Origin of the sequence: Sporosarcina ureae (assembly GCF_002109325.1) — a bacterium.
GTDB classification, from domain to species: Bacteria; Bacillota; Bacilli; order Bacillales_A; family Planococcaceae; genus Sporosarcina; species Sporosarcina ureae_C.
The window spans coordinates 760,424-776,563 of the sequence record NZ_CP015348.1; the positions used below are offsets into that span (position 1 = coordinate 760,424).

The 16,140-nt window shown below is 40.7% G+C and carries 15 protein-coding genes and 1 pseudogene; 6 read left to right on the forward strand and 10 right to left on the reverse strand.

Features of this window, described 5'->3' with window-relative positions; all coding sequences use genetic code 11:
* Positions 1 to 128: 128 nt before the first annotated feature.
* From SporoP32a_RS03775 to SporoP32a_RS03785, 3 genes are all read left to right on the forward strand, one after another.
* Positions 129 to 1,121 (forward strand): ABC transporter substrate-binding protein, encoded by a 993-nt coding sequence (locus tag SporoP32a_RS03775; protein WP_085426708.1) that lies wholly within the window; start codon positions 129 to 131, stop codon positions 1,119 to 1,121.
* A 111-nt stretch (positions 1,122 to 1,232) separates the two neighbouring features.
* Entirely contained in the window at positions 1,233 to 2,096 is an 864-nt protein-coding gene (locus SporoP32a_RS03780) for an ABC transporter permease (RefSeq protein WP_335696121.1), read from the forward strand.
* The gene (locus tag SporoP32a_RS03785) at positions 2,093 to 3,334 is read left to right on the forward strand and encodes a quaternary amine ABC transporter ATP-binding protein (RefSeq protein ID WP_085426709.1); all 1,242 of its coding nucleotides are present in this window, start codon (positions 2,093 to 2,095) and stop codon (positions 3,332 to 3,334) included. The genes SporoP32a_RS03780 and SporoP32a_RS03785 overlap by 4 nt, the downstream gene beginning before the upstream one ends.
* A 43-nt stretch (positions 3,335 to 3,377) precedes the next feature.
* Here the strand turns inward: SporoP32a_RS03785 and cobT are convergent, their stop codons facing one another.
* Entirely contained in the window at positions 3,378 to 4,439 is a 1,062-nt protein-coding gene (gene cobT / locus SporoP32a_RS03790; protein WP_085426710.1) for a nicotinate-nucleotide--dimethylbenzimidazole phosphoribosyltransferase, read from the reverse strand.
* A 161-nt stretch (positions 4,440 to 4,600) separates the two neighbouring features.
* Here cobT and SporoP32a_RS03795 point away from each other — a divergent pair, with 161 nt between their 5' ends.
* Positions 4,601 to 5,101: a ferritin gene (locus SporoP32a_RS03795; RefSeq protein ID WP_085426711.1), complete on the forward strand. Its 501-nt coding sequence runs from the start codon at positions 4,601 to 4,603 to the stop codon at positions 5,099 to 5,101.
* Between the two features lie 13 nt (positions 5,102 to 5,114).
* Here the strand turns inward: SporoP32a_RS03795 and SporoP32a_RS03800 are convergent, their stop codons facing one another.
* The 5 genes from SporoP32a_RS03800 to SporoP32a_RS03815 form a co-directional block, all read right to left on the reverse strand.
* Positions 5,115 to 5,327 (reverse strand): cysteine-rich CWC family protein, encoded by a 213-nt coding sequence (locus tag SporoP32a_RS03800; protein WP_085426712.1) that lies wholly within the window; start codon positions 5,325 to 5,327, stop codon positions 5,115 to 5,117.
* A 13-nt stretch (positions 5,328 to 5,340) separates the two neighbouring features.
* The gene (locus SporoP32a_RS16675) at positions 5,341 to 5,490 is read right to left on the reverse strand and encodes a hypothetical protein (protein WP_157129920.1); all 150 of its coding nucleotides are present in this window, start codon (positions 5,488 to 5,490) and stop codon (positions 5,341 to 5,343) included.
* A 15-nt stretch (positions 5,491 to 5,505) separates the two neighbouring features.
* Positions 5,506 to 6,504 carry an Era-like GTP-binding protein gene (locus SporoP32a_RS03805; protein ID WP_232319580.1) on the reverse strand — a complete coding sequence of 333 codons (999 nt, stop codon included), beginning with the start codon at positions 6,502 to 6,504 and terminating at the stop codon, positions 5,506 to 5,508.
* A gap of 110 nt (positions 6,505 to 6,614) precedes the next feature.
* A complete protein-coding gene (locus SporoP32a_RS03810; protein WP_085426714.1) occupies positions 6,615 to 7,172 on the reverse strand; it encodes a DUF420 domain-containing protein in 558 nt (185 codons plus the stop codon).
* A gap of 68 nt (positions 7,173 to 7,240) precedes the next feature.
* Positions 7,241 to 8,131, reverse strand: coding sequence for a LysR family transcriptional regulator (locus SporoP32a_RS03815; RefSeq protein ID WP_085426715.1), 891 nt, complete (start codon positions 8,129 to 8,131; stop codon positions 7,241 to 7,243).
* 129 nt (positions 8,132 to 8,260) lie between these two features.
* Here SporoP32a_RS03815 and SporoP32a_RS03820 point away from each other — a divergent pair, with 129 nt between their 5' ends.
* Complete coding sequence (locus SporoP32a_RS03820; protein ID WP_198166218.1) at positions 8,261 to 9,235, forward strand: DMT family transporter; 975 nt, start codon at positions 8,261 to 8,263, stop codon at positions 9,233 to 9,235.
* 71 nt (positions 9,236 to 9,306) lie between these two features.
* Here the strand turns inward: SporoP32a_RS03820 and SporoP32a_RS03825 are convergent, their stop codons facing one another.
* Together SporoP32a_RS03825 and SporoP32a_RS03830 are read right to left on the reverse strand one after the other, a co-directional pair.
* Positions 9,307 to 10,923 (reverse strand): methyl-accepting chemotaxis protein, encoded by a 1,617-nt coding sequence (locus SporoP32a_RS03825; RefSeq protein ID WP_085426717.1) that lies wholly within the window; start codon positions 10,921 to 10,923, stop codon positions 9,307 to 9,309.
* A gap of 89 nt (positions 10,924 to 11,012) precedes the next feature.
* Positions 11,013 to 11,381: a universal stress protein gene (locus tag SporoP32a_RS03830; protein WP_085426718.1), complete on the reverse strand. Its 369-nt coding sequence runs from the start codon at positions 11,379 to 11,381 to the stop codon at positions 11,013 to 11,015.
* Positions 11,382 to 11,566: 185 nt separating this feature from the next.
* Here SporoP32a_RS03830 and SporoP32a_RS03835 point away from each other — a divergent pair, with 185 nt between their 5' ends.
* Positions 11,567 to 12,022: a hypothetical protein gene (locus tag SporoP32a_RS03835; protein ID WP_085426719.1), complete on the forward strand. Its 456-nt coding sequence runs from the start codon at positions 11,567 to 11,569 to the stop codon at positions 12,020 to 12,022.
* 41 nt (positions 12,023 to 12,063) lie between these two features.
* Here the strand turns inward: SporoP32a_RS03835 and SporoP32a_RS03840 are convergent, their stop codons facing one another.
* Both SporoP32a_RS03840 and SporoP32a_RS03845 read right to left on the reverse strand, forming a co-directional pair.
* A complete protein-coding gene (locus SporoP32a_RS03840; RefSeq protein WP_085426720.1) occupies positions 12,064 to 13,605 on the reverse strand; it encodes an S-layer homology domain-containing protein in 1,542 nt (513 codons plus the stop codon).
* A 1,059-nt stretch (positions 13,606 to 14,664) separates the two neighbouring features.
* Positions 14,665 to 15,943, reverse strand: a pseudogene (locus tag SporoP32a_RS03845) (IS110 family transposase).
* Between the last annotated feature and the right edge of the window lie 197 nt (positions 15,944 to 16,140).

Below are 16,140 nucleotides of genomic sequence, written 5' to 3' on the forward strand. Positions count from 1 at the left end.
AAACAATGATGATTTTTCCTTGATCTCTTTAACTGCCCATTTCTGTATCCTATGGCTGATTTTAAGAGATCCAAGTAAAAAACAGCATTTCGTAATGAAAAAATTATAAAGAGAAGGGATTTGATTTTTTGAGAAAGTTTATGTTGTTTTTCTCCATCTCCACATTATTGCTTTTAGCAGCCTGCGGTAATAGTGCGAGCAAAGATTCTATCAGTAAAATTCAACTGGCTGATGCTGGTTGGGATAGTATCCGCATCCATAATAGTATTGCACAAATTATTTTAGAGGACGGCTACGGATATGAGACAGAAGTAGTAAACGGCACGTCTAGTGCAACATTGCAAGCGCTACAACAAGGCGATTTGCAGGTTTATATGGAAGTTTGGTCTGATAACCTAGGTGAAGCATATACAAAGGCAGTCGACAGCGGTGATATTGAATCCGTTTCAACAAACTTCGACGATAATGACCAAGGTCTTTATGTACCGACTTATGTAATTAAAGGTGACAAGGAAAAAGGTATTGAAGCAGTAGCTCCAGATTTAAAAACTGTGAAAGATTTAGAAAAGTACCCTGAACTATTCCAAGATCCTGAAAACAAAGACAAAGGACGCATTATCGGTGCACCTTCAAGCTGGTTGATAAGTAAACACTTGGATGAAAAAATCACTACGTATGGTTTGGATGAAAAATATACGTATCTATCTCCTGGTTCAGATTCTTCTATCGTAGCCGACTTGGCAAGCGCATATAAAAAAGGCGAGCCATGGGTTGGATATTACTGGTCCCCTACATGGGTGACTGCAACATACGACTTAACTCTTTTGGAAGACGAGCCATTTGACCAAGAAGCATGGGATAAAGATAAGTCTGGCGCATTCCCTCCGAATGATGTTTTCGTCAGCGTTCACAAAGACTTAAAAACACAAGCTCCTGAAGTAGTAGAGTTCTTAAGTCACTACGAAACAAGCAGTGCATTAACAGAAGAAGCATTGAAGTATATGGGTGACAATGAAGCAAGCCCAGAAGATACTGCAAAGTGGTTCATGAACGAACATGAAGATCTTTGGACTTCATGGCTACCTGAAGATGTAGCCGAGAAAGTAAAGGCTGCACTGTAAGTAATTATAGATTTAGGGGTGGACGCATTCCGCTCCACCTCTTTTTCGATTGTGCCCATATTAAAATTAGAGAAAGAGAGGGACAAGCTAGTACGTCCTAGCTTATTGCCTATGATGAATGAATTCCCAAACGTCAGAATACCTATAGGAGATTATGTAGAAAAGTTTATTGATTTTCTAGCGATGAACTTTGGATGGTTATTTGATTTCATTTTCACAATCGCCTCTACTACAATCCGAACTATTGAATCCGCTTTACTTGCCACGCCTTGGTGGGTCATCATGATTATAGTTTTCCTACTTGGCTGGTATTTAAACAACATATTAAACGGGCTAATGTTTGCCGCCTTTATCTTTTTAATTGGATCCTTCAACTTATGGGAGGATACGATGACAACAGTTGCGATTATACTTATATCTGTTGTATTGTCCCTAGCGATTGGTATTCCGGTCGGTATATTGATGGCGTTTAGTAAGACATTCTCCGTCATCATGCGTCCTATTTTGGATGCCATGCAGACCATGCCAACATTCGTGTACTTAATACCTGTAATATTCTTCTTCCCACTCGGGAATGTTCCTGCAATTATTGCGACAATCATTTATGCGTTACCACCTGTGATCCGTTTAACAGAACTCGGTATTCGAAACGTTGACTCTGAAGTGATTGAATCAGCAGAATCATTCGGATCTTCTCGAAATCAAATGTTAGTGAAAGTACAACTACCACAAGCTTTACCTACTATGATGGCAGGAATCAACCAAACTACGATGATGGCTTTGTCCATGGCTGTAGTAGGTTCGATGGTCGGTGCTCACGGATTGGGTGAACGCGTACTATTCTCGATTAACCAAATCAATATTTCGTTAGGTTTTGAAGCGGGAATTAGTATCGTCTTCTTAGCAATTATTATTGACCGTTTAACAAACGGTGTGGCAGACCGCCTACAAAGTACAGGGAGGAGATCAGCATGACCGTTAAACTCAAAGTAGAGAATGTCACCAAGATCTTTGGTCCTCGCCCTAAGAAAGTCATTCCCATGATTGAAAAAGGAGCGTCCAAACGGGAGATCCTTGAAAAGACTGGACATACAGTAGGTGTCTATAACGCCAACATGGAAATCATGGAAGGTGAAACTTTCGTCATCATGGGCTTATCGGGAAGTGGTAAATCGACACTCATCCGTTGCTTCAATTTATTGAACAAGCCTACTTCAGGTGCAATCTATGTAGATGGTGAAAATATCGTCAAATACAATAAAGAGCAATTGAAGTTTTTCCGCCAGAAGAAAATCGCGATGGTCTTCCAGCACTTTGGTTTGTTTAGCCATAGAACGGTTATGGAAAACATTGAGTACGGTTTGGAGATTCGGGGTTTGTCGAAAAGCGAGCGTCGCGCTATTGCACAAAAGCATATCGATACAGTCGGTCTAAAAGGGTACGAAAATCAATATCCTGATGAGTTATCAGGCGGTATGCGTCAGCGTGTAGGGATCGCCCGAGCTTTAACGAATGATCCAGACATTTTATTAATGGACGAACCGTTCAGTGCACTTGACCCACTTATTCGCAGAGAAATGCAACTGGAACTTTTGGATATTCAGACTCGTCTTCAAAAAACAATTATCTTCATCACGCATGATGTTAACGAAGCTTTCCGTATCGGTGACCGCGTGGCAGTTATGAAAGATGGAAATGTCGAACAAGTAGGTACACCAGAAGAGTTATTGGAGACACCGGCAAACGATTATATTATTGACTTCACTCGTGAAATTGACCGTTCCAAAGTGTTGCAAGCTGAGAATATCATGTCAAAACCATTAAGCGTCATGAACGGCAAAGATGGTTTACATGTTGCAATCAAAAACATGGAAGAGCACGGCATTTCAAGTGTCTTTATTACGAATCGTGAACGACAATTGCTTGGGTTAGTTACAATTGATGGCGCAATCGATGGTGTAAAGAACAAAAAGACCTTGGAAGAAGTTATGATAACGGATGTATTGACAGCTACTCCTGAGGAATATGTGCAAGATATTATTCCTCGTGTATTAGATTCTAAGTATCCACTCGTTGTTGTAGATGAAACGAACCGAATTGAAGGGATTATTTTACGGGTTCACGTACTTTCAAGCATTATCAGTAATACGATTCATGTTGATGACGAAGAAGTAGTGAATACACCTGTCGAAACAGTTGAGGTATTGAAATAACAAAAAGGAAGAATGGGCATCGTTGCTCACTCTTCCTTTTTTATTAATTTTTTCCGGAAACGCCTGCACTTTCAAAGGTCGCCATTTCATTGACCATCCGAACAGCCGATTGAATGATACTATATGCCACAGCAGCACCAGTACCTTCACCAAGCCGCATGGAGAGAGAAAGAATGGGTTCTTTTTCTAAATATTGAAATGCTCTTTGATGTCCCGGTTCCATCGACTGATGACCTAGCAACATATATCCTGACGCCCCTTCACCTAAAGTTTCAGCTACACACGCTGCAGCTGTTGATATAAAGCCGTCCAGAATGACAGGAATACGTCTAGATGCTGCCGCAAGCATGGCACCAGTCATCGCTGCCAACTCTAAGCCACCAACCTTACGTAGTACATCATAGCCGTCTGTAGGGTTTGGATTATGAAGCATCAATGCGTCTTGAACTACTTTAATTTTATGTACGTGCTGTTCAGAGGAAATCCCTGTGCCATATCCAACAAGTTCTGCAGGGTCAATTTCTGTTATTGCCGCCACAACCGCACTACTTGAAGTAGTATTGCCGATTCCGACTTCTCCTACAACGAGACAATCTACACCTTTTTCAAACAGGTTAAGTGCTTCTCGATAACCAATATCGATAGCTTTTTCCACTTCATCTTGAGTCATCGCTTCAGCACGTAAAAAATTCTTTGTACCTTGACGAATCTTGCAATCTTTTACAGGTGAAGAAAATGATTCACCTATGACCCCTACATCTACTAATGCAAATTCAGCTTGTTGTTGCCTGCCAAACACATTGATTGCCGCTCCACCTGCAGACATATTGTGAACCATTTGGCGTGTAACAAGTTGGGGGAAAGCAGAGATCCCTTCCTCTACTATTCCATGATCTGCAGCAAATACCACTATTCCTAATCGCTTGATGGAAGGCTGTTTCCGACCTTGTATTTCAGCTAAAGTGATGACAATTTCTTCTAACTTACCTAAACTGCCGACCGGCTTTGTCAGGATATCCAAATGCATTTTCGCTTCTGCTCCAGCTTGACTATCTAAAGCAGGGATCGTAAACATTTTCAATTGATGACCTTCTTTCTTATCCATTCAATATATAATTGTACTAGCCCTACTAGTATATCAGGAGATATGGACTGCTATCTAACGAAAGAACTATTATGCAATTATTGTCGATTACAGGTATACTGTAGATAGCGTAAATGCTACATGTTGCGCTGACCAGTCACTACTAAAAAGGGGCGATACAGATGATTAGTGAAAAATTAGCACAGGCATTAAATGAACAAATGAACAACGAGTTCGCTGCAGCACAAACGTATTTGTCTATGGCTTCTTATTGTGAATACCGTAATTACAACGGCTTCGCACACTTTTACCTTCAACAAGTTGAAGAAGAGCGCCATCATGCCATGAAGATTTATTCTTACTTGAACGATCGTGGCATCCGTGCAATTATTACCGCGACGCCTGCACCTACTACTTCATTTGATAATCTAGTTCATACGTTCGAAGTAGCACTATTACAAGAAAAAGAAGTCACAAAATCATTCTATCAAATCATGGATATGGCTTGGGAAGAAAAAGAGCATGCTACGATTTCTTTCCTAAACTGGTTCCTTGACGAGCAAGTTGAAGAAGAAGCAACATTTGATAGACATATTGAGTATTTGAAGCGTATCCGTGAAGATAAGAACGCTTTATTTATTTACGAGAAAGAGCTTTCTACTCGTTCATTCGAAACTGAATAAAAAAACAGGCAAGCTAGCGGTCCCCCAACCCCTTGCTTGCCTTTTCTATTTCAGTAATGCGATGTAAACACCTTTCGCAAATGCACTGTTTATACAGTTGTTCTTCAGGGATTTTCCGAAATACTTCATCTGTAAATACTTTCTTTGTACACCAGCAAATCTCTGGTTCCGCGGATAGATTCGAACACTTATTATTTCCTTGGCAAATCGGACATTGAGTAATCAAGTAATCCCCTTCTCTACAAACGATGTTTATCCAACTCAGCTGTATTTTTCTTCTCTAATTCCACTACTCGGTCTTCCAATTCTTTATTGCGTTTCATACTCTCCATCGAATACAAACCAGCCAGTAAAGCGACCACAAACGTTGCGTAGTTAAACCACTCCATACAACCGTCCCCTTTTTACTTTTGTTTTTTCAAAAATGTTTTATATACTTTTTTCAATGTTTCAGGTGTGAGTTCCATATTATTTTCATACATGTACTTCACTGCATAACCTAACGCAATCGTCATTGATCCTGCAACACTTGCGGCCACGACCATTCCCGCACCCGGAATTACTTTCACGATTTGACGGAAAGCGGTTTTACCGATATTTCCTACAATCGTTGCGATGATCAATTCCTTAGCGTGATCTTTCGTGATAGGCTTTCCATATAATGTCGATAACTTCAACATAAGGCCCACTTGCAATGTTGTCAAAGGGATAAAATCAGCACCTGGAATGGGAGCTGCGCCGATTGCAGCTGCTGATGCACCGCTAGCCAGAATCCACCTCTTGGCAATAGATGACTTGTCTGCCATATTCGCAGCAAGTAATAGATCTTTATTTGCATCTTTTAAGTGTTGGAGGATCTCTTTTTGTAAGAACTCCATCTGCTCTCCTGTCTTTGATGATATGGGTATAACCGGATAGGCAAACCCAGTATGCTCCAAAACATAGTTCACTAAACTCGGAACGTCATCTGCTGCATCAATTTTATTGAGTACTAGAATAATTTTCTTATTCAGCGTAGCAATCTTATTCAATGATTTTAGTTCGGTATCTGACAAAACGGTACCCGCTGCATTTAGAAAGAAAAGAATGACGTCTGCTTGATTATAAAACTTCAATGTCTCATTGGAATGTTCCTGATAGATATCATCAAGACCAGGTGTATCAACAAATAATATTTTGTCACTGTAATAAAACTTCTTAACTTCCTTGGTTTCACCCGGTTGCGCTCCTACTTCAGCTACATCTTTTTGCATGAGGCGGTTCAGTGTAGAAGACTTCCCTGCATTGACGTCTCCAACCATCGCAATCAATATTTCCTTTTTTAGTTGTTCATTAATTAGTTCCGACTCAGACTTAAAAATCTCATCAAATGATTCATCCGACATAAATTTAGATGTTTTCATTGTAGCACTTCCATTCATTAAGTTTGACTATTCTGATTATCCTATTGTGAAAAAGAGCATCAGTCAATCACTCTCTTTTGACTGATGCTCTACGCTATTTATCTGGTCACTTAATAATAAGGTGAAATCAAAATATACACAAGTACTCCGGTAAAACTAACATATAACCAGATGGGCATTGTCCAACGTGCGATTTTACGATGGCGTGGAATTTCCATATTCCATGCTCTTGCAACACTTGTCAATGCGAGCGGCACGATGGCAGCAGCAAGCAAAATATGTGTGATCAAGATGAAATAATAAAATCCTGCCATGAAGCCACTACCACCAAACGGCGTGGATTCTGATAAGAAATGGTACGAGACATATGTCACAAGAAATAAAGCAGTTGTGCCAAATGCGGCGTAAATAAAGCGCTGATGCACTTTGACATTCTTCTTCATGATAGCGACTAGCGCACCGACAAGAAAGACAAATGTGAAGCTGTTAAATATAGCATTCAATAAAGGTAAAATAGTAATATCAAATGCAGTGAAATTCTCTACACCTGGCATTCCAGCTAAGACACCGATTGCACCGATGAGAATGATCGAGATCGCGATGATCGCCGGACGATAATTACGTTTCTTAAAGTTTGCAGGTGGTGTTGTCTGATTCGAATAATTCATCTAGTGACACTCCTAATTCTATAATCATAACTACCCTACATCGTACCATACGTAACACGTTGTGCAGGTTAAATTTGTGTCGATTTTTGAAATTGCGTTGCTGCTTCTTCCCTAAACTCATCAATCACTTTAATAAACTTCGTGATAGTCGGTGTTAAATATGAATCTGCACGACGGACAAAGACCGTTTTAATGTGACTATATTTTGGCGGTAGATGATAACAATAGACTACCCCTTGATCCAGTAGGTGCGAAACTGTCGATCTCGGAACGAATGTTACTCCTAGCCCCGCTGCCACACTACCAAGAATTGTCTCCAATGTTCCGAACTCCATCATTTTCGTTGGCTTAAATTGCTCATCGTCAAGCCAAGATTCCAACCGCGCCCGGTAACCGCATCCCTTACTGAAACAAAGAATTGGTTCATCTTTAATATCTGCAATGGATTGGAATGGTTTACTTGAAAGTAATACTAGTTCTTCTTCCAGTACATCATGTACAGCCAAGTCTGGATGCGTCGTCCCTTCCGAAATGAAAGCTCCATCAAGTTGATGATTTAAAACTTTTGCTTGTAATCGCTCCGTCACTCCTGATAAAAGTGAAATATCGACTTGGCTATACCTTTTATTATACCTCGATAGAATGATCGGTAGTTTGATGACAGTTTCTACTGAACCTAGCTCAAGCTTTCCGGAAGGCTCTTTGTCGTTCTGCACAACTTTTCTCATCTCATTCGTTAGAGATAAAATTTTCTCACTATATACAAGAAGTCTTTTTCCTTCAGGCGTTAGGATCATTCCACGGTTATGGCGGTTGAATAATGGCGTCTTTAGTTCCGATTCTAGTTTTTGTATTCGGGACGTAATATTGGACTGCACATAGCTTAATTCTTTTGCAGCTGCCGTAATAGTTCCTTTTTCCGCTACCATCTGAAATATTTCCAAGTCTTTGAATTCCATAGTCGTCCTCCTAGTAATATTCTCTTATTTCTATGATATCAATAAAATTGATAGTAGTCATCATTATTATTCGTTTTACGTGATGTCTGAAATAGTGTTTACTAGAAGTAGTACTTCAAGGGGGTTTCGTTGTTGAAAAACAAAATTATCTGGGGAGCGCTTCTTTGCTTTATAGCGAGTGCATCGTGGGGTGCAATGTTCCCGGTTGCTAATAGCGCGTTCAAAAACATTGATCCATTTTACTTCACATTAATTCGTTATGTATCCGTAACCGTTCTACTAGTTGTTATACTATTATTCAAAGAAGGAACAAAGGCTTTTCGGTTTGAGAAAAGAGGCTTATCTCTTTGGTTCTTTGGAACGATGGCGTTCGTTGTCTATAATCTCTTTATTTTCTGGGGGCAAGACTTGATGGGACAACCAGGCACTATGGTGGCTTCCGTTTCAGAAGCCATGATGCCCATGATTTCCATCGTAATTGTCTGGATCATCAGTCGTCATAAGCCACATGGTTTTACACTCACATGTGTGTTCACTGCATTTGTCGGTGTCATGCTTGTAATTACAAAAGGTGATTTACGCACGTTCTTGACAGCAACCGATGATATTGTACCTTCATTATTAATTTTCCTAGCGGTAATCGGCTGGGTGATTTATACGATGGGTGGGAATCATTTTAGTGAATGGTCTGCATTGCGTTATTCTACATTGAGCTGTTTGCTCGGCACACTAACTGCCTGTATCGTGGTGTTCTTCGTAACATTGACGGGTTATATTTCCGTGCCGACTGTGGAAACGTTGCAAATAGTGACACCACACATGCTGTTTATGATTGTATTTCCAGGTATTATCGCATTAGTAGGTTGGAACGTTGGCGTGCGAATTCTATCTCCATTGAACGGTTTATTGTTCATTAATTTTGTGCCAGTTACTACGCTAGTCATTTCATATATGCAAGGATATCAATTAACGATTTTCGATTATGTTGGTACAGCGTTTATTATTGCAGCCCTTTTAGGTAACAATATATTCTTACGCCTACAGCAGAAGCGCAAAGACGAGTCACGTCAATATAAGAAACATAATGTGCAACCTAGCGTTTAATTTAAATGTAGAAAACAGAAAGACACATCCCACGTATTAGGAATGTGTCTTTCTGTTTGAAATGTTTCTTTTTAAAATTTGAAGCGATGAACTATACGGCTCAGTGCAGCGGCCTCGTCTGTTAGTTTGCTAGCATCACTTGCTAACTGCTGAATCCCCTCGACTTGTTCATCCATGCCCGCTACAGTTTGCACCACATCTTCTGTGAATAGTTCAGAGATTGTAGTGATTTGCTCAATAATTTTTTCTATTTGTTCACCCTCTCGAATTAATTCTTCCGCGTGGCGGCTATTGCTAGTAACAGCGGATTTTGTATCGATCACGGCATCATTCATAAAGTGGATGGATTGACCTGCCACTTTTACGATTTGTACGCCTTCTTCTATAGTGTCTGTATTCGATTCTACATGTTGCACCGCAATTTTTACCTCATTATTGGTCTGTTCGAGTGTTCGCACTACATCATTGGCGAAGGCATTCGTTTCTTCTGCCAATTTACGGACTTCATTAGCTACGACTGAAAATCCGCTACCCGCCTCTCCAGCACGCGCTGCTTCGATAGAGGCATTTAGCGCTAACAGATTCGTTTGTTCAGCGATTTTTGTTATGAGTGACACTTTTTGAATGACTTGATTAATATCATCCGCCACTTGCATGATCTTTTGCGAGGACATATGAACCGCATCATTGATTTGTTGCATCTTTTCTTCCGTTTCCTCAATAGCTTGGCTACCTTCTGTTGCAGCAGTCGATGCGTTTTCAGATTTGGATAGCGTTTGCTGTATACGTGTTTCCATTTCTCGAATTCCTGCCATCATCGTCTGGATCATTGCGTTGGCAGATTGCAGTGAAGATAATTGTTGCTCTGTCCCACCTTGGAAACTTTGCATTGTTTCACCATAGGAAGTGAAAACATCCGATAATCGATTCGCTTCAGATGCTTGCACCTCACTAATTCTGTCCACAATTTCAGACGAACGGTCTAGTTCTGTAACGATATTTTTTGTACCGATGACAATCTTATTAATTTCAAAACCAATTTGATTAAATTCTGATCTAGATCGTTCCGTTACTTCAGCTGTCAGATCCCCCGATGAAATTTTTCTCGTGACTTTTCTCCAAGATCTTACACCTTTCATGACAATCTTATAAAGCGCAGTAGTGAAAAAGCCTGAAAGAATTAAAGACGTAATAACAAATGCGGCACCCTGTTGAATAGTTAAATCAAACGTATATGCAAGTGCTGCCATAGCCACAGCTTGTAACAGAACAGCTGCTGTCGCTCCATATAGAATATACTTCTGATGATTGATGCGTCCTAATCGAAGTGTAAATTGTCTACCCGCTACTCGGATAATTGGCATCGAGGCATCAATAAGTCGCTCACCCGATTTCCGATCATATACCTGTAATAACGGCTTAGTTGTATTAGCAGCACGCAAGCCGACCGTATCAGAAAATACTGTACCTTCCCGTAATCGATTCGTATGGATATAACTGCGGCCGGTTTCATCGACAATCACAAAGTATTCGTCATCTTGTAACTGTTCGTCCAATAGTTGATGAAGTCGTTGATAATTTAAAGTAAATGATTGTTCATTTTCAATTAATGGCTGTATACGTTTCGTCACTTGTTCCACTTTAGTCAATGCTTTTCTTGCAGAAGATGTGCTTAATATTTTTTCCACTAACAACACCTATTTAGGTTCTTTTATACTATATACTGAATATAGCATAAGTTATGATAAAGGTCACACCCTATTTTAATGATACCCCATCACTCCGCATGTTCAGGAATTAAAAGCACAGGGCATTTGGCTAACTGCAATACTTGTTTGCTGACACTGCCGATTGCTTCCGCTTTTCCTTTTCCTATTGCCATCGCAATATAACGAACTTCTTTATCATTTGACTCCGCGATAATTTCCATAGCAGGTATACCTGTACGTACTTTTGCAGAATATATGACGTCTTGTCCATGCAACATATACCCACCTTTTTTAATGGTTGCCAAGCCCAGTTCTTGTAGTGTTGGTTGAATATTTAATAAAACTACTTCGTCATCGTATAATTTTGCCAATTCTATTGCGTGGTGTACGACCTTAAATCCAGCATTTGATCCATCCAATGGCACAACAATCTTCATAACGATTCCCCCTGAATTAATAATTAAAGGCTATATTCTAACGCATAAACATCCTACTTTACTCATTCTATTTTTACAGGAGCATTTCCTCTTTATCATGGGCATTACAATCATCTCATTTGATTTAAGCTGGGGATACTTTTACACTGTGTACACTTAATAAAGTTAAATAGGAGTGAATGCATTTGAAGAAGTGGTGGCTTTTACCTACACTCGCTATATTTTTAGCTGCATGTGGTAACAATGGGGAAACAAAACCTGTAGAAGATGAGGATATCTCGGTGGATGTGATCGAGCCTGAAGAAGAACCGGCAGAACCTGAAGTAACTGAACCTGCTGAGACTGAAACTACTACAGAAGAAGCACCTGCTAAAGAAATACCAGCCGAAGAACCAAATGTTCCATACGAGCCTGCTAACTCTAACTTATTGGGACATGAAGAGGCTGAGATATTGGCAGAATATATTCCGATGGATGAGTTAACTGCTCAAGTGGAAGTGGACAATCAAAACAAGCGTGTTACTTTATTTGAAAATGAAAGCGGACAGAAGGTTTATAAAAGCATTTTCATAAAACACGAAAACCATTTGAAGATTATTGATTTAAAAGCCGATGATTTATTATTTGAAGGTCAGCTGTAAAATAGTAAAGCGCACAGACGTCAAATTGTCTGTGCGCTTTACTATTTCAAATATCTTCTTGCTGAAACATACTCCGATTTATATGGCTCTACTGTCATCGGGATGATCTCTACTGTACGTTTTGGGTTAGGTGCATGAATCATTTGACCGTTTCCTGCGTACATTCCCACGTGATGGATGATTCCTTTCCCCTTATTGTAAGCAAAGAACATTAAGTCACCCGGTTGAAGATCTTTCTTCTGCACTAGCTTTCCATTTAGTGCTTGTACAGAGGCATCGCGTGGTATATCGATACCATGATGGCGATAGACAGAATACGTGAATCCAGAACAGTCCAAGCCAAATCCTGAAGTACCTGCCCATAAATACGTTAATCCGTCAAAAAGCTTGGCTGTATCCATTATTTGCCGTGTCGTCGGTTGTGGCATAATACCATCCGCCCCAACTATCTTCACCGCATTTTTATCAATATATTTAATTCCGTCCGCAGGCGTTTGGACAGCGAGCTTGTGATCCATTACATGAACGATAGGCAATGTGGTATTAAAGCTAATTGAACGGAAGAATTGTTTTCCATTCTCATCCATTGTCAGTGCCGCTGATTTCTTCGTCACCATAGCTGTATCGCATATCGCATAATTAGGATATAACGTTGTCAAATGGTTTTTCAACATCCAACCTGGGTAACCTTCTGCGTTTTTAGGTGAGCTTTGATCGATTACTGCTACTTGGACCCAGTCTCCTTTTGTTTGTAAGACCTTTACTGTTTGACCGTAAAGTGCTTGAGTCTCCAGTTTACCTACTAACCACTGCTTTTCGCGCAAACTCATCGCTGCAACCCATTTCGTAATATCAGGTGTTTTGGCTGTAGAGAAAGCATCTACTTTCCGAGTCTTTCCTGGTTCTTTCCAGAGTGTTGTAACGGGTACATTTACTGTTTGCACAGGGGTATTGTTCGGTTTATAACAAGCGGACTGCTCTCTGAAACTAGGCTCCAGAATTCGCGCAAGAAATACCGCAAAGTGTCCACGAGTTAATGTTTGATTCGGTTTGAACGTGTTATCTAGATACCCTGTCGTAATGGCATTTACAGATAACTTTTGTATGTCTGATAAACCCCAGTATGTTGCGGGCACATCTCGGAATCGATACGTAGACGTACCTGCCAGATCGAATGCGCGAACGAACACCGCCGCCATTTGGCCACGCTTCAAATTTCCATAGGGTTGAAATTCTTTTTTCTCGTTCCCCATAAAGATTCCTTCATCCACCATTGCAGCAATAAGTGCATAGTGCGGATGCGACGTTTGAACGTCGGATAATTTGGCATCTGGTCTATTGCCTACGGGTATGTTTAATGCACGCTGGATCATTCCTGAAGCTTCGAGCCGTGTGATTGGTTCGTTCACACGATATGTAGTGCTAGGTTTTTCTATGATGATTCCTTTTTCAACTAGGTATTGTATTTCAGCAGCTGCAGAGTGTTGTGGACGTACGTCTTGGAATATGGCGGCAAAAGAAGCGACTGGGAATGCAGAGACGACCAGTATCATCGCCAGCACTATTCCACAAATTTTTTTCAAGTCTAGGACACTTCCATTCTCTTAAATTGTATTGCCTTAACTATACCTGAGCGATAATTCTTTGTATAGAAATAATTCAAAAGAGTGTCTTGGGGTTGGGGATTTGCGCTACGGAGGGGACGCTTTCCGGAGGGCGTGGCTTGAGCCGCTTCCTTCGCTGCGCTACGTCCAGGGTCTCAAGGCACACGCTGATCCTCCCGGAGTCGCCCCTCCTTCGCTCCAATCCCTTGCAATGTTAGTAGTTGATACTTTGTGTTGTGCATTAAAGTTAGGATTGTAACTGGTATTGAACTTGAACAATAACTTGAGCCCTAGTATTTGAACTTAAATAAGATAAAATAAAACAATAAGTCATATACAAACTACAGGGAGTGATCTAAGTACTCACACTATCATCCTAGGATGGAAGCGGAAGTTGGCGGCGAAGTGCAAAGATGTACTCCTAACGCTTCGCTTTCACTTCGCTCGCTGGGTGTTTCACCTTTCCCACTGATCCTCCCCGAGCCGCCTGCCGCTCCAATCCCTTGCAGTGTAAGTAGGTGATACTTATTGTTACTCATTAAAATAAGTGTTGTAATGAATTCTGAACTTAAATAAGTTAAGACAAAACAATAATTCACACACTACTTACAATGAGTGATCTAAGTAACACTACTATCAATGTAGGATGGAAGCGGAAGTTGGCGGCGACTCCCTCTTGAAAAGGTGATGATGACAAGGCTTGTCGCATTATTCTATTGACCCAAAAAGAATTTATATGACTAGTAAAGAGAATCGTCTACCTGAAAGTACATACTTTTGTAGATACTGTAAGTAAAGGATAACGCTGCGCTACCAGTTACAGAAACTGTTAATTTAATATGGCATGCACTATGGATCTCCAAGTACCTTATGATGACGAACCCTCCCACATCTCTTAGCGTCATGCGCTGACATTCCTTCGTTCGGTCTATCATAAGTTGGAGGCCGGCGAGATGCTCCCGATGAGGCTCGAGGCCTAATGTACGCCGCTGGTGCCAGCTTCTCCGTGTCATGAATAGAAGTTTCAGAATGCCAACCTCATGCTACTAATTGTAAACAGTGAAGGTCCGCAAGCATTTGCTCACCATCAAATTTCCGCTTTTTTTGTACACATGGCATGAAGAACCTTTAGTAATTTGCTACATAACACGACCATCGACTCCTTCTTACGAAGGGGATTTTGAGGTCGTTGCGTATAATACTGATGAAGCTTCATAAAGGCAGGGTTGTTTCTAAGGATTGGATGCATTGCTCTGAATAAAATAGCCCGTAATCGTCTTCGTCCTCGTTTTGATATCTTCTTCATTCCCTTATGTTTACCAGAGGAATTCTCATGTAACGTAAGTCCCGCTAATTTAATTAATTGGCGTGGACTTTCAAAGTCAGTAAAACTTCCAATCTCCGCTAAGAGACCGGAAATAGTTCTACGGGAAATTCCCGGAAATGAAGCGAGATATTCATAATCAGCCGTTTGGACAATTAAGGATTGTATTTCCTCTTCAATCATCGCAAGTTCTTCCTCGAGTAGACGGTATTGGCGAATGAGACATTGTATCTCCCGTTTAGCTCCCCAAGGAGCCACGGTGATGCCAATGGATGTCTGAGCTACCTCAATGACTTTAGCTGCTATTTTGGGTCGTCTTTGCTTCATCTGACTCGCTTTCGCGCATTGATCCGCTAAATCAGCTGTTGTCATATTGACCAGCTCTGCAGGCAATGGGGTTGTCTCCAACACACCTAAAACCATGGCTCCAAAATCTGAGAATACCTCGAAAAGCTCAGGGAAGTATTTATCTACCCATCGATGAATTCTGTTTTTTAGAATGGTACGATCGTCTATTAAAGTTTGCTCAAGCGTGAAACAGGAACGAATATTTGCTGCTTGATCCCGAAGAAGCTTTGGATATGAGAAACGACCATCTTTCATTAGCCGTGCAATCGTCAGAGCGTCTTTCTTATCATTTTTGGTTTGCAGATTATCATCTAATTCCTTAACTTTCTTCACATGCATCGGATTGATAACGACCAGTGGTATACCGTAGTCCTCTAGGAAATATGCTAAATTCAACCAGTAATGTCCTGTAGGCTCTACGCCCACTATCACATGCGATTTATCGAATTCTTTCATACCCTCTAGTATTTCTTGATAGAACTGTTCAAACCCTTTACGCGTCTGTTTAACGAGAAATGCTTTTTTCAAAACACGTCCACGTTCATCGACAAAGGTTGCGTAATGATTATGTTTAGCAATGTCGATACCTATCACTAATGTTTGTTCTGTGACTTGATTAATTTTAGTATTTTCTTTAGAATTCATGTGAGTCCTCCTGGGTTATAATTAGGGGTCAAGCCGTCGACGCCTTGACACCCCGAATCATACCAAGGGGACTTTTCTATTTCAATAGGGTTCCACTAACCAAACAGGAATGCTCCCGATGGATCAGCTCGAAAGGAGAGACAACCAAAAGAGAGCGCAGCGAACTGGTTGGCTCACCGAGAGCCCATGGGAAAGCG